This is a genomic window from Alkalilimnicola ehrlichii, from assembly GCF_003399765.1.
GTDB lineage: Bacteria > Pseudomonadota > Gammaproteobacteria > Nitrococcales > AK92 > AK92.
Genome location: NZ_NFZV01000020.1, coordinates 24,957 through 51,225, shown reverse-complemented (window position 1 = coordinate 51,225; position 26,269 = coordinate 24,957). Strand labels below are relative to the sequence as shown.

Genomic DNA, 26,269 nt, shown 5'->3' with positions numbered 1-26,269 from the left:
CAGGTTGAGTGTCTTGCTAAGAACCATCGGTCACTGCCAAGGGGCCAGGAGCGGACTCATGGTAATGGATAACCTTCCAGGTACCACGCTTACGGTGCAAGATAAAAGTGACCCGTCCATCAGCGCTGTGACTCTGCCCCTGGGCCTCTCCCTCAAAGTGAAAGTTGCAATATGCATAAGCCACATCGCCAAAGAGATCCAGCGACAAATCGCTCACCGTCATCGCACTGACCCGCTCTAGAAAGCCACTGACTCTCCTGTAGTATTGCTCTACTCCTCTCCAACCATACACTGGTTGGGCCATTTCCTGAGCAAGGTAGATGATATTGTGGTAGTCCTGATCCCATATGGCTTCGAGCACTTCCACGTCCATCGTGGCAAACCCACGGCGATACTGCTCAATCACCGCCGCAATTTCTTGCCTGTCCTGACTGCTAGACGACATAGCACAGCCTCTTCATCTTTTACCTAACAACTTCACGGAAGAGCCAAAGGGCTAAGTAAACCCCTTCTCTCACTCAGCGAGCCAATACTCTACTCGTTGAAGCCACGTCGCCGCGTTTATCGCTAAACTGGTGCGGCTGGACGGAGTCCCCTTGTTTCTTGTTTCCGCACATTGTTCATCTTAGGCGGGGCCTCCCTAAGCTTGACTCACATGCGCCGAGCTACCCGCCGCGGCACCTAGCGCCACCGCCTTCAACGACTTGTTAGGGATTGCTGGACAGCTCGCTAATCCAGTTTTCCAATTGCCTATCTCTTTCTTCTTGGGTTACAACTTCAAGATACGGACTTTCGGCAATAGGCGTTCCAATACGGGCCTTGAACAAAGGTATCAGATCATTTTGATATTCACTTGTTACCTGAGCTATCGCATCCCACACTGTGTCTGGAAGTTGGTAATCGAATAGCTCTATGAAAGCATTGCGTGATTCTTCGGTATTCATCCTTCCAAGAACAAGTACCAATTGATCTTCGCCAAATGCAAAATCAGCTGACTCCAAATCACCAACACCACCATGCTCAGTAATATATGCCAGCCTAAGAATAGAAATCTTTATTGACTGTGCCAATCGGTGTTCTTCTTTCATATATTTGATCCCTAACGCCGCGCACACCGGCGCGAGCTCGCGAGCGTCCGGCAGCCAGAGGCTGCATAGTGCTGCGTTTAGTTATGTGTTGACCAGGCTGCCACCTTAGTTCGACAGATTAAGCTGCCAAGATACGCCGTACCTATCATTCAACCATCCAAATTTATGACTAAACCCGTAGTTATCCAAAGGCATTAACTCCGCCCCACCATCGGCTAAGGCTCGGAACGCCTCTTCTATTTCGCTTGCTGATTCACACTCAACATACAACGACATGGAAGGCGTAAAGTTAAACTTATGACCAAGATGGCTATCCAGCGCCATGAACTCGGTGCCATTAATCGAAAATCTAGCCATCTTAGTGGACCTGCTCACCAGCTTCGTAGCGCTGAATATCGGTGATCTTTGAATTTGGAAATAGAGAGGTATAAAACCTGATAGCTTCCTCGGCTTTTCCAGCTTGATCTCCCACAAACATGAGCGATGTCGTAATAGACTTCATCTGTTCCTCCATTCCGATTGATACACATAATGCTCAAGTTGAGCCGACAGGGAAAGCGCGCAGTGCTTTTCACAGCCGACTCGAGCGCAATGTTGGGCTGCTTTCATAGCGCCTGAGCGCCTGAGCGCCCCAATACAGCAGGCCAGAACGCGACGCGGGACACCCAATACGCTAAGGAACCGCCTTTGGTCACTCAGTTAGCCGAGGGCGGCTGGCTGGGTGTCTCCTTGTTTCCCTTGTTTGCTGTTCGTGCCGTACCTAGCACAAACGCTGGACATGTAGCTGGATGTTCCATTGTTTCATCAACGCCTTATGGGAGAACTCCAGCCCTTGCCAACGCAGGAGTCGCAAGGCAGGCAGGTGATGCGGTTGTGCCTGAGAATTATTATCATTACACTTCGCGGTAGTCGCTGCCGATAATGTTGCGACAGCGGGGGCAGGGAGGCCTTGATTATCAGTGAAGGCAGTCGTGTGTAAAGGCGCCTGCTCTGGTGGTCTCCTACGGGGGTCTCTAGACGCGCGCCGGGATTAAAAAGCAGGATCCACAGTAATGCGCAGAACACTTCTTATGGGGCGCCTGACACCCATCGCGGCCGCCGTAGCGGTCACCTTCGGTATGGCTTCGACCGTACACGCACAAAAAACCATCAAGCTGCCGCGAATTGAGGTGGTGGGCCACCCCGCGGATGACGTTACCCGGATTCCTGGTGCGGTGACGGTGGTCACTGAGGAAGATATTAACGAGACTCAGCCGCGCTCCACCGAGGATGTACTGCGCCGCGTCCCCGGAATCTATATCAAGCGCGAGGAAGACAGCGCGGTGGTGACCAACTTTGGTATGCGGGGCATCCCTGCCGATGCCTACAAGACGCTTGTGTTGGAAGATGGCGTGCCGGTGCAACCTGGGATATTTGTCGGGAACCAACGCTATTACAACCCGCGTATCCAGCGGATGGAGGGCATCGAAGTCCTCAAGGGCGCCGCATCACTGCGCTATGGTCCGAATACCATCGGTGGAGTGGTCAACTACCAAACCAAAATCCCGGAAGATGGGGTCGCGGTCATTGGCCGGCTGGGCTCTTGGAATACTCGTGAGGGCACCGTCGAGATCGGTGGCGGGTCAGCCAGCGGCGATTCGCTGTTCGGCATTGTCGCCACCCGCGCCGAGAGCGATGGCTGGATGGACAAGGGCTGGGATATGACCGATGTGATGGTCAAATCGGGTACCACCCTCGGGCACAACCAGTTTATCGGAGTGAAATTCTCGCACTACGAAAGTGAAGCCAACATCTCCTACCGCGGCCTCTTCCCGGACGCGTATGAGGCCGGCGCCACGTTCAACCCCGCGCCCGATGATTGGTATTTGAGCGGGCGCACGGGTTTTGATATCAACCACGAGTGGGATATCACGCCGAACATGCGCCTGCAGACCCTCGGCTATTGGAGCGAGACATACCGAGAATACTGGCGGTATCGACTCGCAAGCGATCCGACGACCACCAACGCCGATGGTCACACGGTGTGGAATTTCAGTGACGAGGTACAAGGCAATAACCGAACTTTTGAACGGGTGGGTATTGATTCGCGCCTGACTATCAATCACACGCTGCTCGGGATCGGCAACGAAGCGGAGCTCGGTCTGCGGTGGATGCAGGAAGAGATGTTGGACCAGACGATCCGCGCAGATAGGCAAACGCCACGAGACCCGAACCAAACACTGAACCGAAACAGGATCGACTCTGCCGATAGCCTGGCGCTCTTTGGTCAGAACCGTTTCGACATCAATGAACAGCTATCGGTCACGGCAGGCTTGCGCGTGGAGACTTACGAGCAGGAGCGGGACAACCGGCAGGATACAGATTCCGCCGAGACCTTCTCCAATACCGAGGTTATGCCGGGCCTTGGGGCGACCTTCCAACTCACGCCCGCAGCGCAACTTTTCGGCAGTGTCTATCGCGCTTTCAATCCACCCGTTGTGGGCAGCGTGGTCGGTGGGGACGACACGCCGACTAAAGCCGAACGATCGGTGAATATCGAGCTGGGCGTACGTGGTGCCACCGGTCGTCTGAACTACGAGGCCACCGCGTTCCAGATGGATTTCTCCAACCAGGTGGACCCGGGGGTCTCAGGCATCAGGAATCCTCATGAGGGCAGCGCCCTGATCCAGGGGCTGGAAGCCGCTCTAGGCTATGAAATAGGATTCGGATTCCGAGTGGATGGCAATGTAACCTGGATCCCGACAGCGGAATTCGGTGAGGATCGTCCCGATGTCGATGAAGGCCCCATAGATAAAGGGAACCGCCTGCCTTATTCGCCGGAGTGGACGGTTAATCTCGCGCTGGCCTACCAGTCCGGTGGCCTGGAAGCCGCCTTGCTCCTGAACTATACGGATGAGGTTTTGCTGATGGCCAGAATCGGAAAGAGATTGACCCGGCGGAGCATCAAGGTGGTTTAATATCAAGCTACTATACGGTTGATCTTACGGGCCGATACGCTGTCAACCCTCAGCTGAGCATATTCGGTGCCATCAAGAACCTGACTGACGAGCGCTATATCTCCGGCCTGCGTAACGGTATCTATGTGGGCCCCGAGCGCAGCTTCGAGTTGGGCGCACGATATAGCTTCTAGCTCCTGCCGAGTAATTATAAAGGGCGGCGCGGGGAACACTGCCCCGGCCGCCTGCACCTACGCGCATCCCTGCAACACCTGGTTTATCTCTCTGAGCCTGGCACCTCACTGACGACTTGCCGGCGACTACATCACCCTTGGTACGGGAACGGACGACGCGCTGATTGTGCGGCGGATCCGCCACGGCAAGGAAGGCCGTTAGACGAGTTTTCTTGATTGGATGGCTATCCAGTTCAAGTCATTCGCTATTCGTATTCAGCGCACGCGATATTCTTCGAGTGGGTGGAACTCTTTGGCGTCCCCTCGTTCATGGCTGGGTGTTCCATTGTTTACTGTTTACGGCTGGGCTTGAAGCCCCTTCCAAAACCAAAAGAGCAGTTGCTCCGAACCGCCTCCACGCTTGTCTTCAGCCCGCAGCGGAGCAGAGCCGCTGTCGGCTGCAAGGCATGGTTATGAGGTGACAATGGGAAGTCATGGAGAGCAGAATCCTGCCACCTTTACGACTTTTGAACCCTCCACAGCCAAAAGGTAGCGACAGTTATCATCTGGCTTCCAGTAATTGAATACTGGGTAAACTCTGTCACAGCAATCCTCATAGCCGGAATCCGCCAAGAGCTCTTCATCCCAAACATCACCGACACACACGCCATCGCCTAAGCACACTCCTTCGCTATCGCTTTCTATACCAACGATATCTTGGCCGCCTACCGTGTGAATCGAGAAGTCTTCATAGATATGTACATGATCGTACCAATCCATAGCGCTCTCGGTTCTCAAGGGCTCCCCAAATGCAGAAACGACATCCTCCATTTGCATACTGAGATCGACACCACCAACAGCTAGAGACTGCGATGACAAACCGGAAGCCAACGTCATCAAAAATGCTACCGTTGAAATACTCATTTCACCTCATAACAGTGTATTTGGTAGGCGGCTGTCCGTTTTTTCCCTTGTTTCTTCATCTTTAGAGTGCTGATACGGCATTGGAACTGTAGCAAAAACCGCAAGTGTTTAAACCCCAATTATGGATGATAATCTCTCGTCAAAGTTTCGAATAATCATTTAGAAAACACCTGCTTATTGCACTTGTATACCACCGCTGACCAATTCAACGTCAAATTCATACTCTACAAGCGTAGTATCCCCCTTATACCAAACCTCGACCGACTCCGGTTCACCGTAAAATAGTAAACATCAACCGCAGTCCGCCCAGAATGAGGGTGATACAGCGTTTCTTTCTTTATTTCTGTCAAATACCCGTTTGCATCCTTCACGAAGACCTTATTTCTCCGTTCAGTCAGCTCGTCCCTGACTTCTGCGACTTCACGAGGCTCGAACACTGCGTAATCGATCATCAACTGATTTCCGTTCAGAGCCATACCTGCTGGAAGTTCGTCAATCGCGTAGCTGTCTTTGACAATATTAGGGGCGACAATCATCGGCAATATGCCTTTGACACGTACTGGTGGCTTAGTGAATCGCTCGGGGCTGTAAACCAGACGCCCAAACATACGGGGGTATTCTAGGCTTCCCGGCTTATACTCGAAGGCAAGTTTTTCGCTGTTAGCATCGCTCATTTCTCGAGCTTCGACAGGATCACCCTGCTCATCGTAGAACTCGAACTCACCAAGTACATGAAGTGCGCCAGCACGATCTTGTCGTTGCATAAAAATGTCACTTTGCACGGGTGGGTAAAACCAGCCAATCTGACCTGTATACTCTCTCTGCAAATCAGGGCTCTCAATGTCCTCGTGCCACTGAACCATTCTTACCCGTGCCTGCATCTGCTGCGCATCTAACTCAACGATCGAGGCATTGAGCTCAGCTCGTGCATCATAAACTGGGGTTGCAGCAGAGATCTGTGGCAAAGCGTTCAGATTCACCTCATTAGCGACCTGCGGTCGTGGGAAATTATATACGGGCAATTCCAATTCACGGCTAAAGGATTCGCTCTCCTCTGAGTAGATCATCAAGGTGATCCGTGCTTTGTCCACAATGCCGTTAAACGCCCGGCTCAAAAATAGCTTACGGCCTTGCTCTTCAAGCAAGGTATCGCGTAACACCTCAAGCTCTCTAAGCGCATCTTCCGTACTTATGGTTCCCTGCTCCGCTCTTTGAAACAGTTCTTCCAGTAACTTGTGTATTCGATGCGCGCGGGTAGTAGGTTCACGCTCGGTTGCTCGCCAGGCAATATACTCGCCATGCACATCAACCGCCTCTGCAACAACATCGCGACTATGAAAGTTCAAGCTTTTTTCTTCAACAGCATCAATCTCAATTGCATAGCGGCCTTGCTCAAATTCCAACAAGGTAACTAAATACCCATTCTGCTCAATGGTTTTACCGATGTCTTCAGCACTGAATTCAAATTCAATTAAATTATCTGGCAGTTCAGCATGAAACTCACCTCTGACCTTTGTTGGTTGAGGATCGTCCGTGGAAAACACCTCTTTGTAGCAATAACTGCCTCCCCTATGAATGACATCCGGAGTTTCCTGCTGTCTGTTCGCTACATCTGGGAGTTGTAGAGTATTACCATCGTCAAATACCATGTGAGAATAGATAAGGCGGTAGCGAAACGGAAATTCAAACCCTTCGCGAAGAACAAAGCCATGATTACCTGAGTAACGCATGCAGTGAGGGTGTTGATGGCTACTAATCGCCAATAAACTTTGCAGATAGGCCTCTGTCATCTCCGCCATATCGCCATAATCTTGCAAGCGAAGCAACTGCGGCTGAGTATACTGAAATTCTCCCGGCGTCATATGAAAAGAGATAAGATTCAGCATAGTGAAATAATTCGCGCGTTGTTCTTCCCATAGCAATCGCGCTAACTCGGTATCTTCAAGATTCTCCAATAACTTGTAACGGGCTTCATGGGTAGCTTCAAGCTGCTCAAACTGTTTTCTCACACTGATTTGCTCCTGCTCTACCTCCTTGCCTCCTGAACAACCAGCGACAAGCATTACACTGCCTAATATGCCCATTACGATCTTAAAGGCAGCCCATTTCATTCTCTTCATGCTTATAGTTTTCCTTGTTTTCTATAACCGTATTTACTGAGGCCTCATCCCACAAGGAGTTTTACTCTAGCTCAAATTCGCCAGTTTCATGATCGAGTACCAGAACATTGCGGCAGCATATCTTTGATGAGTTTGGCGCACACACCGTAAAGCCCTCGCCCTATCTCCAGTGCAGCCTAACGTCAGCCAGTAGGCACGCGAGGCACGAGCACCGGTTTCGCGGGACACCCAGTGCACTCAGTGAACCGCCTTTGTCACTCAGTTAGCCGAGGACGGCTGGCTGGGTGTTTCCTAGTTAGTTATTATCCCTAGTTATAGTTATTAATTTGCTGATGGGTATGTTACTAGGAGAGCTTGGCTTGTACACGTCGCTGTGGTGTCTCCAAGAGCCAACCCCGACCGCTGAGCGATAACTCAAAGGAAGACACGTGACGATCTACTTCACACTCAGCACCAGGCTCTTTGCCTCCGCGCTGGTTCTGGTTTTGCTCGGGCTAGCCTGGATAGCGATTAACGGTGACTCCGGCAGTGTCAGGGGCGCTATCCTTAAGGTGGGGACCGCCCACAAGCTGATGTTCGGCGCCGCGCTGCTGCAGCTTCTCATACTCCCTGTCTTTCTCAATTCCGTGTTTGCCACCTTGCTCGCCAGCGGTGCGGTCGAGGCAGCGCGGCAGTCGTTCTGGCATTCCGTCCACGGGATCTACGGTGCCGCTCTGGTGCTCCAAACTGCGCTCTTCGGACTCTGGATCGCGCGCGCCTGAGGCCTCGGCTGGGAACCGCTCCCGCGTACTTCAAACGGCCATAGCCGTTTTCTGGTTTATGTGCTTTAACCACTGCCGGATGCCGAAAGCCCATGGCGGCAATCGATCGCTGCGATCGACACGATTGACCAGGCTGCCCAGTGCCGGCGTGGCAATGGTCACGGTATCGCCAATGCGGTGGGTAAACCCCTTACCCGCGCCGTCGCGATCCTGGATCGGCGAAAACATGGTGCCGAGGAACAGCATGAAGCCATCCGGGTACTGATGGTGCGCGCCCACGGTCTGCTCCACCAGCTCCAGCGGATCGCGGCTGATCTGGCGCATGTCGCTACTGTCGTCGAGCACGAAGCCGTCGCCCTCCCCCTCGATGCGCAGCGAGACGTGCGCCTCGCGCACGGTATCCAGGGTGAACGTCTCGTCGAACAGGCGAATGAATGGACCTATTGCGCAGGAGGCGTTGTTGTCCTTGGCCTTGCCCAACAGCAGGGCGCTACGCCCCTCGATATCGCGCAGATTGACGTCGTTGCCCAGCGTCGCGCCCTTGACCCGGCCGGCGGCGTCGACCGCCAGTACAATCTCGGGCTCGGGGTTGTTCCATTGCGAGGCCGGGTGCAGTCCAACGCGAGCTCCGAACCCTACCGCGGAGAACGGCTGGGCCTTGGTGAACACCTCGGCGTCGACACCCAGCCCCACCTCCATGTACTGCGACCAAGCGCCCCGGGCCTGCAATTCCGCTTTGAGCGCCATGGCCTCCTCGGAGCCGGGCACGATGCGCGACAGATCGCCGCCGATCAGTGTCTGTAATTCCTCGCGCAGCGCCCCGGCGCGAGCAGCGTCACCGCCCGCCTGTTCTTCGATCACGCGCTCCATCAGACTGACGGCGAAGGTCACGCCGCAGGCCTTGATGGCCTGCACGTCGCAGGGCGCGAGCAGGTACGGCGCGCGCTGGGGCTCGGCGAGGGAGTTCGCCAGCAACGCTTCCACGGTTCCCAGCGCTTCGCCTTCGACCGTCGCGACGAATGCTGCTGCATCGTCGCGATCGAGAAGGTCGGCCATGCATTGGCATTGCGCGCTGATGTCGATGACCTCGCCTCGGCGAATCGCGACCAGCGCCGGCCCCGCATCGGGGGCCGCACGCCATACCCGGCCGACCAATAGTGCACGCGCCGAGTCTTCGGGAAGTATTGAGTTGTTTACGGTTTTCACGTCTTATCCCTCGCGTTGGCCGTCCACTAGCCGGGTCACGGCCAGCGGGTTTCCATCCTGGAGCGGTTCGGGCAGCAGGCCTGCCGGCAGATTTTGGTAGCACACCGGCCGCAAGAAACGCCGAATCGCGGCGCTGCCCACCGAGGTGGTGCGCGGGTCAGTGGTGGCCGGGTAAGGGCCGCCGTGGACCATGGCGTGGCTCACTTCCACGCCAGTCGGCCAGCCGTTGGCGAGAATCCGGCCGGCCTTGCGCTCGAGCACCGGCAACAGTGCCTTGGCCGTCGCGAGATCGTCGTCGTCCATTTGCAGCGTGGCGGTGAGTTGGCCTTCCAGCCGCTCGGCGACCCGCGCCATCTCGTCGATGTCGCGGCATTCGACTACCAACGAGGTGGAGCCGAAGACTTCGTTCTGTAGTGACTTGTCGGCGATAAAGTCCTCGGCGTCCACGGCGAACAGCCCGGCGCGGCATTGGCAGGCGCTGTCGCCGGCCTGGCCGCGGGCGATCTCGCGAACCTTGGGGTGCTTGGCGAGCGCCTCGACGCTCGCCTCGTAAGCGCTGTGGATGGCCGAGGTGAGCATGGTTTGAGGCGCGCTGGCCTCGACCGCCGAGCCGGCCGTGGCGACAAAGGCCTCCAGCGCTCCGCTCTTGACGCCCAGGACCAAACCGGGGTTCGTGCAAAATTGCCCGGCCCCCATGTTCAGGGAGGCGACGAAGCCTTCGGCGATCGCTCCGCCGCGCACGCTAAGGGCCTCGGGCAATAAGAACACCGGGTTGATGCTGCTCATTTCCGCGTAGACCGGGATCGGTTCGGCGCGGGTTTGGGCAATGGCGGTCAGCGCGGTGCCGCCGCGGCGGGAGCCGGTGAAACCGACCGCCTTGACCCGCGGGTCGGAGACCAGCATTTCGCCGATCTCGTTGCCGGCACCGAACAAGAGCGAGAACACGCCCTCGGGCAGCCCGCACTTGGCGACCGCCCGCTGGATCGCCCGGCCGACAAATTCCGACGTGCCAAGGTGAGCGGCGTGACCTTTGACCACCACCGGGCAACCGGCGGCCAACGCCGAGGCGGTATCGCCGCCGGCCACGCTGAAGGCCAGCGGAAAGTTGCTGGCGCCGAAGACGGCGACCGGGCCCACGGCGATGTGCCGCTGGCGCAGATCGGGGCGGGGCAGCGGCGTTCGATCGGGCAGCGCCGGGTCGTGCCGGAGATCCAACCACTCGCCGGCACGTACCACCGAGGCGAACAGACGAAGCTGACCGCAGGTACGGCCGCGCTCGCCTTCCAGGCGCGCCCGTGGCAGACCGGTCTCCATTATGGCGCGCTCGATCAGCGCATCGCCGAGGTCTTCGATCTCGGTGGCGATCGCTTCCAGGAAAGCGGCCCGCGCTTCGAGCGACGTTTCGCGGTAGCTATCGAACGCGGCTTCGGCGAGTCGACACGCTTGCTCGACCTCGCTGCCGCTGCCGCCATGATAGACCGGCTCCAAGACCTCGCCGGTCGCGGGATTGACCGCACGAATGGCGGCTTGGCCGCCGTTTACGGCCTGTTGGCCGATAAGAAGAACTCCTTCCGGTTGCATGCGCACCTCCTTCTGATAGTCGACAGAGCTTCTACCTTAGGAAAGGTAGCACGTTTGTTCAAACTTTTTACTTAGTAGCGAAATGAGAGCGCAAATGAGGTAACCGCTTATAGCAACTCGCCGGGGCCGTGGATGGCTCTGGCCAACACTTGCGCGGCGGCGCCGCGCGCGGAAACGAAGGTCGAATCCTCGATGATGCGAATCGGCACCTGCTGAGTCGTTCCCAGCAGCGAGTTTTGATTAGCTTTGAAGTAAGTTAGAGCAGGATCGAGCAGCGGCGCGCCGATTTGAACGAGCGAACCACCGAGGACGATCTCGGAAGGGTTTTGAGTGTGATGAAGATTGAGCAGCAGCGTTCCGAGCGCCTCGCCGGCCCGCCGCAAGGTAACCTGCACCTCGGCTTCCCCGAGGCGCGGCTGCAAGGCCTCGCTAAGGCTCTGATCCTCGGCGATGCCCAAGGCGGCACGAATCGACCAACCGCTGACCAGGGTTTCCGCGCAGCCGCGATTGCCGCAACGGCAGTACAAGCCGCCCGGTTGCAGCACGGTGTGGCCGATTTCCCCGGCCAGCCCTTGCAGGCCGCGCGAGATCAGCGGTAGGTGGTTGCCCTCGACCATGCCGCTGCCGATACCCGTGCCGGCGCTGACGTAGACCAGCGAGTCGGTAATTTTGTCGGTACGGAAGTAAAGTTCGCCGAACGCCGCGGATTTCGCTTCGTTGTCCATCAGCCACAGACTGTCTAGCTCCGGCAGGCGGGCACGCAACAGATCCAGGAAACGGATATCGCGCCAACCCAAGTTGGGTGCGAGACGAAGAATCGGCTTCTTGGGATCAATCGGACCGGGCAGCGCGATACCCACTCCGAGACACTGGCGACCGGCCACTTCCGGCGAGGACCGCAATGCCCTCAGCAAATCGGCGAGCAAGTCAGCGGTAATTTCCGGCGTCGTCGGAGCCAAATACTCTTGACGCGAGGTCAATATCTGGCCGGTGAGCGTACATGCGACCAGGCGTAAACCGTGGACATCGACCTCGGCACCGAGCAGCACATAATGCTGCTCGTTGAGATACAACGACCGTCCGGGACGACCGCCGCCGCTTCTTTGCAACTCGCCTTCGCTAAGCCAACCCTGTTCGAGCAAAGACTGCACACCAGCGCCCACGGTGGCTTTGGTCAATTGCGCTTGAGTGGCGATATCGGCCCGCGTCATGCCCGGCGCGCGACGGATCAGTTCGAGGATGGCGCTGCGGTTGAGCCGCTTTAGGAAATGCAGATCACCCGCCTTATGCTGTTGAAAGTTGGTTGACATAAATAAAAGCGTAGCCTCTTTTCCCGGCGCCGACGCCGAGCCGACTCTCCGAACGGCGTAATGATGAGTAGATGTCGGTCGCGCTCGCGCGGCTGGCGTTGGCGGCTTTATTTTGCCTCCGCGACCGAGCGTTTACCGCCCTACCTATAATCTTGGTAAGCAAACTAAACGAAGCATGGACACGCTACCGACATTAATCGGCTGCATCCAGGCCGTCGATTTTCAACGCACTTATACTATATTAACGTACTAGCACCGGGTATCGCAGCAACTATTGCGTTTTTTACGCAAGCGGATAAACTGATTTTCTATTAGTAAACAGAATAAACTAAGTAGGGAGCCAGAATGAGCTACGACGCGGCACGTTATCCAAGCCTCGAACAGCGTGTGGTCTTTATTACGGGTGGCGGCAGCGGTATCGGCGCGGAGCTAACGCGCGCTTTCCACCGCCAGGGGGCGCGGGTCGCGTTCGTCGATATCAACGACGCCGCCAGCGAGGCGCTGCTCGAGACATTGCAGGCCGAAACCGGCGAGGTGCCGCGGTACTTCCATTGCGACATCCGCGATGTGGCGGCGCTACAGGCTGTCATCGCCGACGTCGGGCAAACGCTGGGGCCGATCCATACGCTCGTCAATAATGCCGCGAACGACGATCGCCATTCCTGGCAGGAGATTGACGTCGATTACTGGGACGAGCGCATGTCGCTCAACCTGCGGCCGATGTTCTTCGCCGCCCAGGCCGCCGCCCGCCAGATGATCGAGGCGGGCGGAGGGTCGATTATCAACTTCGGCTCGATCAGCGTGCAGATGGCGATCGCCGACCTGTCGGCTTATGTCACCGCCAAAGCCGCGGTACATGGTCTAACGCGCAGTTTGGCGCGCGATCTCGGCCCGCATCGCGTCCGCGTTAACACCCTCGTGCCCGGCTCGATCATCACCGAACGACAGCTTGAGAATTGGATCGGCCCGGAAGAGGAAGCGTCGATCCAGGCTCGGCAGTCCCTGAAGATGCGGCTGGAGCCGACGCATGTCGCTCCTGCCGCACTCTTCCTCGCCAGTGCCGACAGTTCGGCGATTTCCGGCCAAGAGCTCGCGGTCGACGGCGGTTGGGGCTGAAGCGAAACGCCGGGTAAGGCGCCCCGGCAAAAGAAGATGCGTCGAATTCTAATAACACCATAAGGAGGAGAACGTCATGCATATATCCGCTAGGCACAATAAGGCATGGCCGCGTTCCCGTGGCTGGGTGGCGGCGATCGCCGCTGCTTTGGCCGTGAGCTCCATCGAGGCCGCCGCGGACACCACCGTGCGGTTGCTACGCGTCGAGATCAGCGACGCCGAAAAACAGTATTACGACGAAATCATCGCCGAGTACGAAGCTCAGAATCCAGACGTTAACGTCGAGTTCCAGTATATCGCCAACGAGGCCTACAAGACGCGCCTGCCCACCCTGCTGCAATCCCGACAGCGTCCCGACATCTTCTATAGCTGGGGCGGAGAGGGCTTGCGCGACCAAGTGGAAGCTGGGTTCGTCCGCGATATCACCGAGGAAATGAACGACGGTTGGGCGGACCTCTATCCCGAGAGCGCCGTGGGTGCCTTCACCCTCGACGGCCGGGTCTATGGGGCGCCGCTCTACGCGACCGTGGTGGGCTTTTGGGCCAACGCCGCATTGACCGAACAAGCCGGGGTCGACATCGACGACGTCGAGACTTGGGATGACCTTAAGAACGCCGTCGTCGCGCTGCGCGAGCAGGGCATCACACCGGTGGCGGTCGGCGGCCGGGACGGCTGGCCCATGCACTTCTACTGGGGCTACCTGGCCACGCGCTTGGCCGGTGGCGACGGTATCGAGGCCGCCAAAACCGGCGCGAACGGCGGCTTTGCCGGCGAACCGTTCGTGCAAGCCGGGCAACTGCTGCAAGAGTTCGTGGACCTGAACCCCTTCCAACCCGGCTTTATGTCGACCACCTACGAGCGGGCCAGCGCCATGTTCGGCGATCAGGAGGCCGCCATGCACCTGATGGGCGACTGGGATTACATCCCGCACAAGGAGCGTTCGGAGAGCGGCGAAGGCGTGCCCGACGAAGACTTGCGCTTCATCCCCTTTCCCACGATTGCCGATGCCGCCGGCAACGAGCATAGCTTCGGCGGTATCAACGGCTTTGCCGTCACGCGGGATGCTCCCGACGAGGCGGTCGACTTCCTGCGCTTCCTGCTCAACGAAGAGAATCAACGCAGGGCCGCGCGCGCCGGTATCTTCGTGCCGGTGGCCTACGGCTCAGAGGAAGAACTCGATACGCCGTACGCCCGCAGCGTCGCCCGGATGCTCGACGAGTCGAGCTTCCATCAGGTGTTCCTCGACCAGGCGCTGGGGGTTTCCGTCGGCGCCACCGTCAACGACATCAGCGGCGATCTGGCCCAGGGGGCGATCACGCCCGAACAAGCGGCCGAGCGGGTCGCGGAGGCCTGGGAGTTTAGATAATCCCCGATCTATCCCGGCGCGGGCGGGATTCGTGCCCGCGCCTGTCAATGCCTCGTTTCGGGATGGAATGTCACTATGACGACTATGACCCAAGCCGTTGTTAGCCGCGGTGGAGCGGCCGAACGCTTCAAGCGAACGATCGCCAGCGGCAGGCTGACGGCGGTGCTGATTCTGTTGCCGCCGGCCCTGACTCTGTTTTCGTTATTTGTCATTTTGCCGCTGATCGACGCGAGCTATTACAGCGGCTTCTCGTGGAACGGTTACGGTTCGCCGAGCAATTTCGTCGGTACCGAGAACTACCAGCGACTATTCGATCACAGCGTGTTTCATACCGCCCTGCGGAACACCTCGATGCTGATCGTCGTCTCGCTGGTCCTGCAGATGCCGTTAGCGCTGGGGCTGGCGTTGCTGGTATACCGCAAGACGCCGACGAATACGCTCTTTCGGCTGGTGTTTTTCCTCCCCTTCATCCTGGCGGAAGTTGCCGCCGGGCTGATTTGGAGCTTCGTCTTCGACGGCGACTACGGCGTTACCGCCTCCCTGTTGCAAAGGCTGGGGCAGGATCCGGTCTACGTATTGGCCGATCATCAGTGGGCTTTCCCGGCGATCATGACAGTCATCGTGTGGAAGTATTTCGGTTTCCACATGATGATCTACATTGCCGCGTTGCAGAGTGTGCCCAAGGATCTGATCGAGGCCGCCAAGCTGGAGGGCGCCAAACCGGGCCAGGTGGCGCTGTTCGTGCAGATTCCGATGATCAAGCACGCCCTGGTGGTGAGCGGCTTTTTCGCCATCATCGGCTCGCTGCAGATCTTCGACGTCATCATCCCGATGACCAACGGCGGACCGTCGCACTCGACCCACACCATTGTCACCTACCTCTACACCTTCGGCTTGTCGCGCCTGAACATCGGCTTCGGTAGCGCCGCCGCCGTCGTCCTGTTCGTGCTGGCCATCGGTGTCGCCTTGTTCTATCAGCGCGCTACCGCGAAGGAGAGTCGGGCATGAACTCCGTGACTACCCGCAACACCCTGCGCGTGATCGTGCTGATTTTGGTTGCCAGCCTGGTCGTCGGCCCGTTGCTGGCCGCCTTCTTCGGCGGCTTCAAGACTAATGCGGAGCTACGCACCAATCCGCTGTGGCTACCGGCAAGTTGGGCGCCGGATAACTATCTGTCGATCGTTTTCGATAGCAGCTTCTGGCGCTATCTGGGCAACTCGTTCTTCATCGCCTCGATGACGGTGTTTCTCACCTTAGTGGTGGGTGCGGCGGCGGCCTACGTGTTCTCGCACGTCCGCTTCTTCGGTTCCAAGATGATTCTCTCTTATCTGTTGTTGGGACTGATGTTTCCGTTCGCCGCGGCGATTCTGCCGCTGTTCATCAAGGTGCGCGATCTAGGGCTGCTGGACACCTACTGGGCCGTGATTCTGCCGCAGACCGCGTTTGGTCTGTCGCTGGCGGTGTTGTTGTTCAAGGCGTTTTTCGACCGGCTGCCCAAGGAGCTGTTCGAGGCTGCCCGGATCGAGGGTTGCAGCTATGTGCGTTTCTTCTGGTCGTTCACGCTGCCGTTGTCGACGCCGATTCTGGCCACGGTGGGGGTGTTCGTCTTCGTGCAGAGCTGGAACAACTTTCTGCTGCCGCTGGTGGTGCTCAACGACCGCGCCCTCTACACCTGGCCGTTGGGCATGATGCAGTTCCAGGGCGAGTATCTGACCGAATGGAACATGATCCTGGCCTTCGTCACGCTGACCATCGCTCCGGCAGTGATCTTCTTCCTGGCTGCGCAAAAATACATCGTGGCCGGACTGACCGGTGGCTCCGTCAAGGGATAACGGATAAAGGACAATAGCCAATGAGTGACGCGATTCAAAACCCGATTCTGGCCGGCTTCAATCCCGACCCGTCGATTTGCCGAGTCGGCGACGATTACTACATCGCCACGTCGACCTTCGAGTGGTACCCCGGCGTGCAGATTCACCACTCGCGGGATCTTGCCAACTGGCGCTTGGTGACGCGGCCTCTCAACCGCGCCGCCCAGCTCGACATGCGCGGCAACCCGGACTCCTGCGGTATTTGGGCGCCCTGCCTGTCCTATGCCGACGGCCTGTTCTGGTTGGTCTACACGGACATGAAGCGCTACGAAGGCAACTTTAAGGACGGCCGCAACTATCTGGTCACCGCGCCCTTCATCGAAGGCCCCTGGAGCGACCCGATCTATCTCAACGCGAGCGGCTTCGATCCCTCGCTGTTCCATGACACCGACGGCCGTAAGTGGCTCGTCAACCTCCAGTGGGATTATCGCCAGCGCGAGGGCGGCGACCGCTTCGGCGGCATTCTGCTCCAAGAATACGCTCACGAGCACCAGCGCTTGGTCAGGCCGATCCACAACATTTTCGCCGGTACCGAGATGAAGCTCACCGAAGGCCCGCATCTCTACCGCCGCGACGGCTGGTACCACTTGCTGGTGGCGGAGGGAGGTACCGGTTACGACCATGCCGTGACCATGGCCCGCTCCCGTCATATCACCGGCCCCTACGAGGTGCACCCCGACAACCCCGTTCTTACCAGTAAGGACGACCCGGACAACCCGTTACAGCGAGCCGGCCATGCCGATCTGGTGACGACCCGGACGGGAGAGACCTATCTCGTCCACTTGTGCAGCCGTCCGCTGCCCGACCTACGCCGCTCGCCCATGGGCCGCGAAACCGCGATCCAGAAGATGGAATGGGGCGATGACGGTTGGCTGCGCCTAGCGCACGGCGGCAACGCGCCGGCGACCGAAATTGTCGGTATCGGCGCGAGTCAGCAAGCGCCGGCCGTCGAGGAAACCTATGACTTCGCGAACGCCACCTTGCCCCGAGCGTTCCAATGGCTGCGGACTCCGCAGCCGGAGCGGATCTTCTCGCTGACGGAGTGTCCCGGCCACTTGCGCCTGTTCGGCCGCGAATCGGTGGGGTCCTGGTTCGAGCAGGCGCTGGTGGCGCTCCGTCAAGACAGTCTGCATTGCAGCGCCGAGACCGAGCTGGAGTTCGAACCGGACGATCTACAGCAGTTCGCCGGCCTGATCGCCTACTACAACCGCTTCAAGTTCCACTATCTCGCGGTCACGCGCAGCGACGACGGTAACAAGGTGCTTAGCCTGATCAGCTGCAACGACGACTGGCCGAACGGCCGTCTCGACATCGCCGACGAGGACGAGGTGGTGCTCGAACCCGATATACCGGTCCGCCTCGGCCTGGATATTCACCAGCGCAGATTACAGTTCCGCTACGCCCAGAACGACGACGGTTGGCAACCGATCGGGCCGGCGCTCGATGCCAGCTTGCTGTCGGACGAAGGCAACGGCCGCGCGCACGGCTATTTCACCGGCAATTTCCTTGGGATGGCGGCGCATGACATCAGCGGCCGCGGCGCGCCGGCGGACTTCGCGTGGTTCCGCTATCGCCGCAAACCCTACTGAGAGGCTTTCCGCCGCCTCCGGCAATCGACAATCAGTCGCCTGACGATGAGAGCACATTATGGCTGAAGTGACACTGGTCGACATAGAGAAGACCTTCCGCGACAACACTACGGTGATCCCCAACCTCAATTTACATATTGAGGAGGGCTCCTTCACCGTCCTAGTAGGCCCCTCCGGCTGCGGCAAATCGACCCTGCTGCGCATGATCGCCGGGCTGGAAACGGTCACCCGCGGCTCGATCACGATTGGCGGGCGCGACGTCACCGACGTTGAAGCCAGCCAGCGGGATATCGCCATGGTCTTTCAATCCTATGCGCTTTTCCCGCATATGACCGTGGCGCGCAATATCGACTTCGGCATGCGCCTGGCCAAGCTGCCCGCCGACCAGCGCCAGGCCAAAGTGGCCGAAGCGGCCCGGTTGCTGCACCTGGAGGAACTGCTCGACCGCAAACCGGCGGAACTGTCCGGCGGCCAGCGCCAGCGGGTAGCGATCGGCCGGGCCATCGTGCGCAACCCCGGCGTGTTTCTGTTCGACGAGCCGTTGTCCAACCTCGATGCCGCCTTGCGGACCAAGATGCGTGTCGAGCTGGCCGAACTCCACCAACGGCTCGACACCACCATGATCTACGTGACCCACGATCAGATCGAGGCGATGACCCTGGCCGATTGCATCGTGGTCATGAACGCCGGCCGGATCGAACAAGTCGGTTCGCCGATGACGCTCTACCAGCGCCCCGAAACCTTGTTCGTCGCCGGCTTCATCGGTTCGCCCAAAATGAACTTGATCGACGGTTTGATCGCCGAGGCCTACGGCGCGACCACCCTCGGCATCCGCCCCGAGCACATCGACGTCAGCCGCGAACACGGCGACTGGCGGGTCACCGTGCGAGTGATCGAGAAATTGGGCGCGGACTCCTTCGCCTACGTCGACAGCGAACAGGCGGGCGCGATGACGGTGCGTCTGCCCGGCGATGCCGAGATGGCGACCGGCGACACGCTCTATCTAACGCCGCGGCCCGACCAGCTGCATCCCTTCGATGCCGACGGGCGGCGTCTGCCGGACGAGGCGATCCGCCGACGACTGGCCAGCCTCAGTCTGGTCTGACGAACGCGCGGAGGCGTTATGACGATCATCCTCGATAACGGCAACCTGCGCTTAGCGGTCGAGCCGGCCGCCGGCGCCAGCGCGGCACGGTTCGACGCCCTAACCGAGCAGGGCCCGGTGGCGCTGATGCGCCCCGGCCGGGAACGCGAACGAGACCCGAACCGGCTGGCCATGTATCCGCTCGTGCCTTGGTCGAACCGTATCGCGACGGGCGGCTTCGACTGGCACGGGCGCCGCTACGACTTCGCCGCCAACCTGGCCGGCGAGCCCCTGCCGATCCACGGCGACGGCTGGCAGCGGCCTTGGCTAGTCGAGGCTCGAACGCAGCACGAAGTGCGCCTGACGCTGCGCTCCAACGAACAACCGCCGTTCGATTATCGGGCGGAGTTGCTCTATCGGCTGGAGAGCGAGAGCCTGATCGTGGAACTTGCCGTAACGCATCTGGGCGAGCGGAGCGCGCCCTATGGGCTGGGCTGCATCCCTGGTTTCCGCGTAGCGCCGATACATGCCTCGAAGCACCGGCCGCCGGTGTCTGGGAAGTGGACGACGCGCAACTCCCTACCGAATGGACACCCCTCGGCAGCGATGATCCCTGGAACTTCGCGCACTCCTCAAGGCTGCCGGACGGCAAGATCGACAACCTCTTCACCGGTTGGAACGGCCGCGCGCTGTTGCGTTGGCCGCGGCGCGGCGTGGCCTTGGAAGTCACGGCCGAACCGGATATTTCGCGTTATTTGGTGTTCTCGCCTGGTGCGCAGGCCGACTTCTTTTGTTTCGAACCGGTCGATCACGCGGTCAACGCTCATAACCTGGGGCCGCGCGAGCACGGTTTGGTCGAGCTGCATAACGGCGAGCGCCATGCCCGTCGCTATCGCTTCCGCTGGGTTCGCTAGCGCCGAGGGCGAAGTTGCAACGTCTATAGGCTTAGTTCAGAGAAATTACTAAAAAGCCATCAAAACGAATAACTCGGAGGAGATCAACATGCCGTTATCACGCCGCCGTTTTCTACAAGCCAGCGTCGCACTGGCCGCACTTTCCCAGCTCAAGGGCGTCGCCATGGCCCGCGCGCTCGAGATCAGTGGTCTGAAAGAGGTGTTTCGCGACGACTTCCTGATCGGCACGGCGATCAGCAATCGCACGCTCGAAACACAGGATCGCGAACTGCTCGATATTATCAGTAGCGAGTTCAACGCCATCACCGCGGAGAACTGCATGAAATCCGGCGAGATCCAGCCTGCCCAGGGCCAATGGGACTGGACGCTGGCCGACCGGTTCATCGAGTTCGGGCGCGAGCAGGGCATGACCGTGGTCGGCCACGCGCCAGTTTGGCATTCGCAAACACCCGACGACCTGTTCGTCGACAGCAGTGGACACACAATCTCCCGCGACACGCTCAAGCAGCGCATGGAAACGCACATCACCACCTTGATGGAGCGCTATCGCGACCAAGTCGCTATCTGGGACGTTGTAAATGAGGCGATCGACGAGGACCAAGGCTGGCGGCGCAGCCCTTGGTATGAGATTTTCGGCGATGCGAGCTACATGGAACACGCCTTTCACCTAGCCCATGAGCTCGATCCCGCGGCGCACCTGCTCTACAACGACTACAACATGCACAACCCCGGCAAGCGCGCGTTCTTGGTCGACGTGTTGCGAGACTATCGGCGCCGGGGCGTGCCGATTCACGGTGTCGGCCTACAAGGCCACGTCGGCCTCGACTTTCCCGATCTCGACGAATTCGAACGCAGCATCGAAGCCTATGCCGCACAAGGCATGCGCATTCATATCACCGAGTTTGAAGTCGATGTGCTACCGGTAGCCTGGGAATATACCGGCGCCGATATCGCTACCGACTTCGAATACGCCGACGAACTCGACCCCTATACCGACGGCCTGCCGGCAGACGTGGAAGAGAAACTCACCGCGCGTTATGTCGAGATGTTCGAGTTATTCCTGCGGCATCGCGACAAGATCGATCGCGTCAGCACTTGGGGCACCTACGACGCCGAGTCCTGGAAAAACGATTTTCCGGTGATAGGACGCACCAACTATCCACTGCTCTTCGATCGCGACCGCCGCCGCAAACCCGCTTATCACGCGGTTGCGGAACTACGGCGTTGATCTCCTTCATCGACGCCGACACAGGCGACTTGGCCAGCTAACGCATCGGCCGCTTCGAGAGGTTCAAACAAATGACCGACCGCAAAATAACCCCGGAACAACTGCGCTCGCGCTACTGGTTCGACAACCCCGAGCACCCGGGCACGACAGCGCTGTGCATCGAGCGCTACATGAACTACGGCATCACCTTGGAAGAACTCGCCAGCGGCAAGCCGATCATCGGCATTTGCCAGTCGGGGTCCGATCTCACGCCGTGCAACCGCCATCACGTAGCGCTCGCCAAGCGGGTCAAAGACGGCATCCGCGCCGCCGGCGGCGTGCCGTTCGAGTTTCCGCTGCACCCCATCCACGAGAACGTACGCCGGCCCACCGCCGCGCTCGATCGCAATCTCGCCTACCTTGGGCTGGTCGAGGTGCTGCACGGCTACCCGCTGGACGGCGTGGTGCTAACCACCGGCTGCGACAAAACCACCCCGGCCTGTTTAATGGCCGCCGCCACCGTCAACATCCCGGCCATCGTGCTCTCTGGCGGGCCGATGTTAAACGGCTGGCGCGACAACGAGCGGGTCGGTTCCGGCACCATTATATGGGACCTGCGCAAACGCTTAGCCGCCGGCGAGATCGACTACGCCGACTTTCTTTCCCGGGCGACCGACTCCGCGCCCTCGGTCGGGCATTGCAACACCATGGGCACCGCCTCGAGCATGAACTCGCTGGCCGAAGCGTTGGGTATGAGCCTGCCCGGCTCGGCGATGATCCCGGCGCCTTACAAGGAGCGCTCCATGGTGGCCTATCAAACCGGCGAGCGCATCGTCGAGATGGTGTGGGAGGACCTGCGCCCCAGCGCCATCCTCACCCGCGAGGCCTTCGAGAACACCATCGTGACCTGCTCGGCGCTGGGCGGCTCGTCCAACGCGCCGATCCATATCAATGCCATCGCCCGCCACGCCGGCGTCGAGTTGACCAACGACGACTGGCAGCGCCTCGGCCATCCAATCCCGCTGCTCGCCAACGTAATGCCCGCCGGGGCCTACCTGTCCGAAGAGTTTTATCGCGCCGGCGGCGTGCCGGCGGTGCTTTGCGAATTGCTCGGGGCCGGCAAGCTCCACAGCGGAGCGATGACCGTCAACGGCCGGACGCTGGGCGCCAATATCGAGGGTTGCGAGACGCGGGATACCGACGTGATTCGCCGCTATGACAATCCGCTGGTCGAACGGGCCGGCTTTCTCAATCTCAAAGGCAATTTGTTCGACTCGGCGCTGATGAAGACCAGCGTCATTTCAGAAGACTTCCGCCGGCGCTTTCTCAGCAACCCCGACGATCCCGACGCCTTCGAAGGCCGGGTGGCGGTGTTCGATAACGCCGAGGATTATCACGCCCGCATCGACGACCCCGCCCTGGCGATCGACGAGACGACTATCCTTATCATGCGCGGCGCCGGCCCGGTCGGCCACCCCGGCGGCGCCGAAGTGGTGAACATGCAGCCGCCCGAGGCACTGATCAGGCGCGGCATCGACGCGCTCCCGTGTTTGGGCGACGGCCGCCAGTCGGGAACCTCGGGATCGCCGTCGATCCTCAACGCCTCGCCCGAAGCGGCCACCGGCGGCGGTCTGGCCTTGCTGGAAACCGGCGACCGTCTGCGCATCGATCTGGGCAAGGGGGAAGTCCGCGTCTTGCTCGACGACACGGAGCTCGCGGCGCGCCGCCACCGGCTCGAAGAGCGCGGCGGCTACCCGTATCCACCTCACCAAACGCCTTGGCAGGAGATTCAGCGCGATCTGGTCGAACCGCTCGACCGCGGAATGACGCTCCGGTCGGCGCCCAAGTATCAAGATGTGGCGCGGCGCCATCCGCCGCGGGACAACCACTGAATCGACGCTAAGCCTTTCTCAACCGCGAGATACGACACCATGAACGACAACGACATCAAAGTAGCGGCCGAGCTGCGGATGAGCCTGGGCGAAAGCCCATTGTGGTCGGTGGAGCGCCAGACGCTTTACTGGGTGGATATTAACAACGGCTATATCTACTCGTGGCGGCCGAACAGCGGCAAAGCGCCGGAACGGCTCGAACTCGCCGAGAAAGTGGGCTGTATCGCCCTCTGCGAAGACGGCCTGCTAGCGGCGACGGCCTCGGGCATCTTGCGACTGCGTTTGCCGCTCGGCGGCGAGCCGGAACGGCTGGTCGCCAATGCCGAGTGGCGAGAAGGGGGAGGCAATCGCTTCAACGACGGACGCTGCGATGCCGCCGGACGGCTATGGGTGGGCACCATCGCCTTTGACGAGCAAAGCCCGGTCGCGGCGCTCTACTGCTTCGACCAAGGCGAACTGGCGTGCCGCCGGACGAATGTCAGCATCTCCAACGGGTTGGCCTTCAGCCCCGATCAACGCTGGCTCTATCACACCGATTCGCTCACCCGGCGCATTCTTCGTTACCCCTTCGACGTCCGCAGCGGCACCACCGGCGAACCCGAAACCTGGGTCGACTTGGCGGCGCTGGACCTGCCCGGCGTCCCCGACGGCGCCGCGGTCGATAGCGAAGGGTATTACTGGATCGCGTTATACGGCGGCGGGAGCATCGTGCGCTTCTCGCCCAAGGGGGGCTTGGTCGCCAGTTATGCCCTGCCCTGCCCGCACCCGACCATGGTCGCCTTCGGCGGTCGCGATCTACGCACGCTCTATATCACCACCGCCACTCAGCATTTGGATGCGGAAGGCAAGGCGCGTTGGCCTTTGGCAGGCAGTCTGCTGAGCATGCCCGCCCCTGCCTCTGGACTGCCAGAGCCGAAGTTCAGCCGCGGAGCGTCGCGGGCCACCCAATGCGCTAAGTGAGCCGCCTTTTGCCACCCCGTGAGCCGAGGGCGGCTAGGGCTGGGTGTCCGCTTTTTTGCGCGGCCTTAGATCGCCACCACGGCAGGGGCACTAGGCCAGGAAAAGCCCTGCGCCAAAATCACGCCGGATGATGAAAACCTGGCGGGAACCGCGCCCGAAAACACTCGGCACGTCGCGGTCAGTTGGATGTCCTCGTGTTTCTCGTGTTTTCGCTTCAAAACATCCGCAACGCCTTGCAGACGCCTAGCACACGATAAACACTGAAAGCAGGCATGGACGCAATATAGGTTTTGATTGAACGCCCCCGGTATTTCTCCTTGTGAAAAAAGTTTCCTTCGAACGGATAAATGAAGGAGCAATTGCGATACATGAAGCGGAACAATTTGTTAACAAGTGTCCTATGGCGGTAGTGCGCGTCCTCCACGCCCGCCAGCGGAGAAAGGCCTAGCGAAAGGATCTCGCGCCCCTCGGCACGGAAGCGCCGGATGGCTTCGAGCACAATCAAGTCGCTCGTCCCGTGTGGGGCATCATGCACGGTGCGCGAAAGATTATGCAGATAGCCGATGATCTGGCCATCGCGGTACATCGGATCGAAGACCGCGAAGCTCAGCAGCCTCCCCTGCTTCGTCGCCCAGAAATAACGCACGTCCGGTTCGTTCTCCTGCACGAACGGGCGGACCAGCCCCACCAGCTCCTCGCCACCTTTGCGTTGCAGCCAGTCCCTATTCAGCGCAGACACCTCCTCCCGGTTCAGCGTAGAGATCTTTCCCTCGGCCACCTCCACCCCTGTTTTGCTGGCCTTATTCCGCCATCGGCGCAGGTGGCTGTATTGCCCGCCACGCAGTTCGTCATCGAACTCGTCGAGGTCGATCTCCCACTCGATACCCACCTCGTTGACGGGATAGCCACGCCGACTCAACAGCGTCGCGAAATTGGGGCCGATCTCGATAAAAGCAGTGGCGGCAGCGCCAGGGCTTTCGAGGTAGGCGTCGAGTAGCGCCTCGTAATCCGCGACCGCGGCAACGGGATCGCCGATGACCACATGCAGCCCCCGGGGAGCGAAAATCGGGTGTCGCAACCGCAGGTACGCCAGATATCCCAGCCGCTCGTGCAGAAAATAGTCAAGCCCCGGTTGCAGTGTGGAGTAGGCCATACAGCCGCGACCATACCGCCTCAGAAACCAGCGCAGCGTGGCGTCACGGTCGGAGACAGTGGCCGAGCACTCGACTTGCAGTGCTGTTTCCATCACGCATCTCCCGCACTGTCTGCCTTGATAACGCGGCGCCGCAACACATGCTCCGCCAACTTGCGGTTATCGCTCTGGGAGGGGTGAAAGCCGCGCTTGAGCACCTGCAAGCAGCCGCGGGTCATGCGCGGTAAAAACCGCTCCTTGGTAAACCAATACTGAAAGGCCCGCCTCCAAACCTTCCACTTGAACAACTGGCCGTCCTGTCGCATGAAGGTCGAGAAAGCGAGGAACAGGTAGCCCATGTTGACTAGGTAAGACATGACCACCCCGTACCCCAGCCAAAACCGGCTACCCGAGATAGCCTGGTAGACGTCGAAGGCAACCGCCTTATGCTCGATCTCTTCGGCAAAATGCCACTCATAGAGGGAACGCACAGCAGGTGATGCCTTATCAAGGGTTCCGCTCGCCAGGCTAATCTCGGCGAACAGTTCGTTGATCCGCTCGACACCGACCACGAAGGCAAGTTGCTGCGTCTGCGTCGCCAGCGGCGCCAGGATCTTGAATGATAGAAACCGGGTAAAAGCCAGGTAGGTTTTCAGCTTGAAGCCTTGCTGTTGCAACACGTCAAAGAACTGCGAGTGCCCCCTCGAGTGCGACACTTCCTGCCCGATAAGCCCTTGCGCGTCATCGCGCACTCTAGGCTCGTCGAGCTTGTCCATCGCCTGCTTGATGGTCTGGATAATGAACACTTCACCATCCAGAACCGTCATCGTGTAGGCGTTCAGCCAGTGGGTTAGAAAAACGTCGCCCTCAACCCATATGCGCGGGACGGCACTGTCGTTGTAATTTACGGCGAAGCGGCGGGCCCTGATCCTATCCGGGGCGCTAGCGGTCTCGGTTTCCATGATAACTTCCCTTATTCCGGCAAAATTCTGTTGAAAAAGCTTGACTGGGGCGTATCCCCAAAAGCTTCGGCCGGTCT

Annotated in this window: 23 protein-coding genes and 1 pseudogene; 13 read left to right on the top strand and 11 right to left on the bottom strand. The window is 59.4% G+C overall.

Translation table 11 applies throughout. The features are described 5' to 3' along the window. Positions 1–16: 16 nt before the first annotated feature. The 4 genes from CAI21_RS16725 to CAI21_RS24125 form a co-directional block, all read right to left on the bottom strand. Positions 17–445 (bottom strand): YybH family protein, encoded by a 429-nt coding sequence (locus tag CAI21_RS16725; protein WP_116303337.1) that lies wholly within the window; start codon positions 443–445, stop codon positions 17–19. A 262-nt stretch (positions 446–707) separates the two neighbouring features. Beyond that, positions 708–1,088, bottom strand: coding sequence for a hypothetical protein (locus tag CAI21_RS16720; protein WP_116303336.1), 381 nt, complete (start codon positions 1,086–1,088; stop codon positions 708–710). Positions 1,089–1,193: 105 nt separating this feature from the next. Then, positions 1,194–1,412 carry a VOC family protein gene (locus tag CAI21_RS26100; protein ID WP_404840888.1) on the bottom strand — a complete coding sequence of 73 codons (219 nt, stop codon included), beginning with the start codon at positions 1,410–1,412 and terminating at the stop codon, positions 1,194–1,196. Positions 1,413–1,446: 34 nt separating this feature from the next. Continuing rightward, positions 1,447–1,590: a VOC family protein gene (locus CAI21_RS24125; RefSeq protein ID WP_220348605.1), complete on the bottom strand. Its 144-nt coding sequence runs from the start codon at positions 1,588–1,590 to the stop codon at positions 1,447–1,449. Between the two features lie 550 nt (positions 1,591–2,140). Here CAI21_RS24125 and CAI21_RS16710 point away from each other — a divergent pair. Next, positions 2,141–4,045: a TonB-dependent receptor family protein gene (locus CAI21_RS16710; protein WP_258868979.1), complete on the top strand. Its 1,905-nt coding sequence runs from the start codon at positions 2,141–2,143 to the stop codon at positions 4,043–4,045. Between the two features lie 644 nt (positions 4,046–4,689). On the opposite strand, the gene CAI21_RS22930 is transcribed toward CAI21_RS16710, so the two are convergent. Further along, positions 4,690–5,121 carry a hypothetical protein gene (locus CAI21_RS22930; protein WP_147305150.1) on the bottom strand — a complete coding sequence of 144 codons (432 nt, stop codon included), beginning with the start codon at positions 5,119–5,121 and terminating at the stop codon, positions 4,690–4,692. A 224-nt stretch (positions 5,122–5,345) separates the two neighbouring features. Continuing rightward, a complete protein-coding gene (locus CAI21_RS16705; RefSeq protein WP_147305149.1) occupies positions 5,346–7,241 on the bottom strand; it encodes a hypothetical protein in 1,896 nt (631 codons plus the stop codon). A 428-nt stretch (positions 7,242–7,669) separates the two neighbouring features. On the opposite strand from CAI21_RS16705, the gene CAI21_RS16700 reads away from it, so the two are divergent. Then, positions 7,670–8,002, top strand: a complete 333-nt coding sequence (locus CAI21_RS16700) for a hypothetical protein (RefSeq protein ID WP_116303334.1) — start codon at positions 7,670–7,672, stop codon at positions 8,000–8,002. A gap of 30 nt (positions 8,003–8,032) precedes the next feature. On the opposite strand, the gene CAI21_RS16695 is transcribed toward CAI21_RS16700, so the two are convergent. The 3 genes from CAI21_RS16695 to CAI21_RS16685 all read right to left on the bottom strand — a co-directional run bounded on the left by CAI21_RS16695 (position 8,033) and on the right by CAI21_RS16685 (position 12,099). Beyond that, positions 8,033–9,208 (bottom strand): fumarylacetoacetate hydrolase family protein, encoded by a 1,176-nt coding sequence (locus CAI21_RS16695; protein ID WP_116303333.1) that lies wholly within the window; start codon positions 9,206–9,208, stop codon positions 8,033–8,035. A gap of 3 nt (positions 9,209–9,211) precedes the next feature. Next, positions 9,212–10,789 carry an aldehyde dehydrogenase (NADP(+)) gene (locus CAI21_RS16690; protein WP_116303332.1) on the bottom strand — a complete coding sequence of 526 codons (1,578 nt, stop codon included), beginning with the start codon at positions 10,787–10,789 and terminating at the stop codon, positions 9,212–9,214. Positions 10,790–10,896: 107 nt separating this feature from the next. Further along, positions 10,897–12,099: an ROK family transcriptional regulator gene (locus tag CAI21_RS16685; protein ID WP_116303331.1), complete on the bottom strand. Its 1,203-nt coding sequence runs from the start codon at positions 12,097–12,099 to the stop codon at positions 10,897–10,899. 345 nt (positions 12,100–12,444) lie between these two features. On the opposite strand from CAI21_RS16685, the gene CAI21_RS16680 reads away from it, so the two are divergent. From CAI21_RS16680 to CAI21_RS16635, 11 genes and pseudogenes are all read left to right on the top strand, one after another. Further along, positions 12,445–13,215, top strand: a complete 771-nt coding sequence (locus tag CAI21_RS16680) for an SDR family NAD(P)-dependent oxidoreductase (RefSeq protein WP_116303330.1) — start codon at positions 12,445–12,447, stop codon at positions 13,213–13,215. A gap of 76 nt (positions 13,216–13,291) precedes the next feature. Then, positions 13,292–14,581: an ABC transporter substrate-binding protein gene (locus CAI21_RS16675; protein ID WP_116303329.1), complete on the top strand. Its 1,290-nt coding sequence runs from the start codon at positions 13,292–13,294 to the stop codon at positions 14,579–14,581. Between the two features lie 75 nt (positions 14,582–14,656). Beyond that, positions 14,657–15,589, top strand: coding sequence for a carbohydrate ABC transporter permease (locus CAI21_RS16670; protein WP_116303328.1), 933 nt, complete (start codon positions 14,657–14,659; stop codon positions 15,587–15,589). Beyond that, positions 15,586–16,413, top strand: coding sequence for a carbohydrate ABC transporter permease (locus CAI21_RS16665; RefSeq protein ID WP_116303327.1), 828 nt, complete (start codon positions 15,586–15,588; stop codon positions 16,411–16,413). The genes CAI21_RS16670 and CAI21_RS16665 overlap by 4 nt, the downstream gene beginning before the upstream one ends. A gap of 20 nt (positions 16,414–16,433) precedes the next feature. Beyond that, positions 16,434–18,041 carry a glycoside hydrolase family 43 protein gene (locus CAI21_RS16660; RefSeq protein WP_116303326.1) on the top strand — a complete coding sequence of 536 codons (1,608 nt, stop codon included), beginning with the start codon at positions 16,434–16,436 and terminating at the stop codon, positions 18,039–18,041. A gap of 58 nt (positions 18,042–18,099) precedes the next feature. Then, positions 18,100–19,146, top strand: a complete 1,047-nt coding sequence (locus tag CAI21_RS16655; protein ID WP_116303325.1) for an ABC transporter ATP-binding protein — start codon at positions 18,100–18,102, stop codon at positions 19,144–19,146. Between the two features lie 18 nt (positions 19,147–19,164). After that, a pseudogene (locus CAI21_RS26095) lies at positions 19,165–19,671 on the top strand (aldose epimerase family protein); the annotation flags it as partial. A gap of 14 nt (positions 19,672–19,685) precedes the next feature. Continuing rightward, the gene (locus CAI21_RS26090) at positions 19,686–20,039 is read left to right on the top strand and encodes an aldose epimerase family protein (protein WP_404840887.1); all 354 of its coding nucleotides are present in this window, start codon (positions 19,686–19,688) and stop codon (positions 20,037–20,039) included. A gap of 88 nt (positions 20,040–20,127) precedes the next feature. Beyond that, the gene (locus tag CAI21_RS16645; protein WP_116303324.1) at positions 20,128–21,267 is read left to right on the top strand and encodes an endo-1,4-beta-xylanase; all 1,140 of its coding nucleotides are present in this window, start codon (positions 20,128–20,130) and stop codon (positions 21,265–21,267) included. 71 nt (positions 21,268–21,338) lie between these two features. Beyond that, the gene (locus CAI21_RS16640; protein WP_116303323.1) at positions 21,339–23,138 is read left to right on the top strand and encodes an IlvD/Edd family dehydratase; all 1,800 of its coding nucleotides are present in this window, start codon (positions 21,339–21,341) and stop codon (positions 23,136–23,138) included. A gap of 39 nt (positions 23,139–23,177) precedes the next feature. After that, on the top strand, positions 23,178–24,098 hold the full coding sequence (locus CAI21_RS16635) for an SMP-30/gluconolactonase/LRE family protein (RefSeq protein WP_116303322.1): 921 nt from the start codon (positions 23,178–23,180) through the stop codon (positions 24,096–24,098). Positions 24,099–24,312: 214 nt separating this feature from the next. Here CAI21_RS16635 and CAI21_RS16630 read toward each other — a convergent pair whose 3' ends face one another. After that, positions 24,313–25,344, bottom strand: a complete 1,032-nt coding sequence (locus tag CAI21_RS16630) for a DUF2156 domain-containing protein (protein ID WP_116303321.1) — start codon at positions 25,342–25,344, stop codon at positions 24,313–24,315. Further along, the gene (locus tag CAI21_RS16625; RefSeq protein WP_116303320.1) at positions 25,344–26,192 is read right to left on the bottom strand and encodes a metal-dependent hydrolase; all 849 of its coding nucleotides are present in this window, start codon (positions 26,190–26,192) and stop codon (positions 25,344–25,346) included. Before CAI21_RS16625 ends, CAI21_RS16630 begins: the two co-directional genes overlap by 1 nt. Positions 26,193–26,269 lie beyond the last annotated feature (77 nt).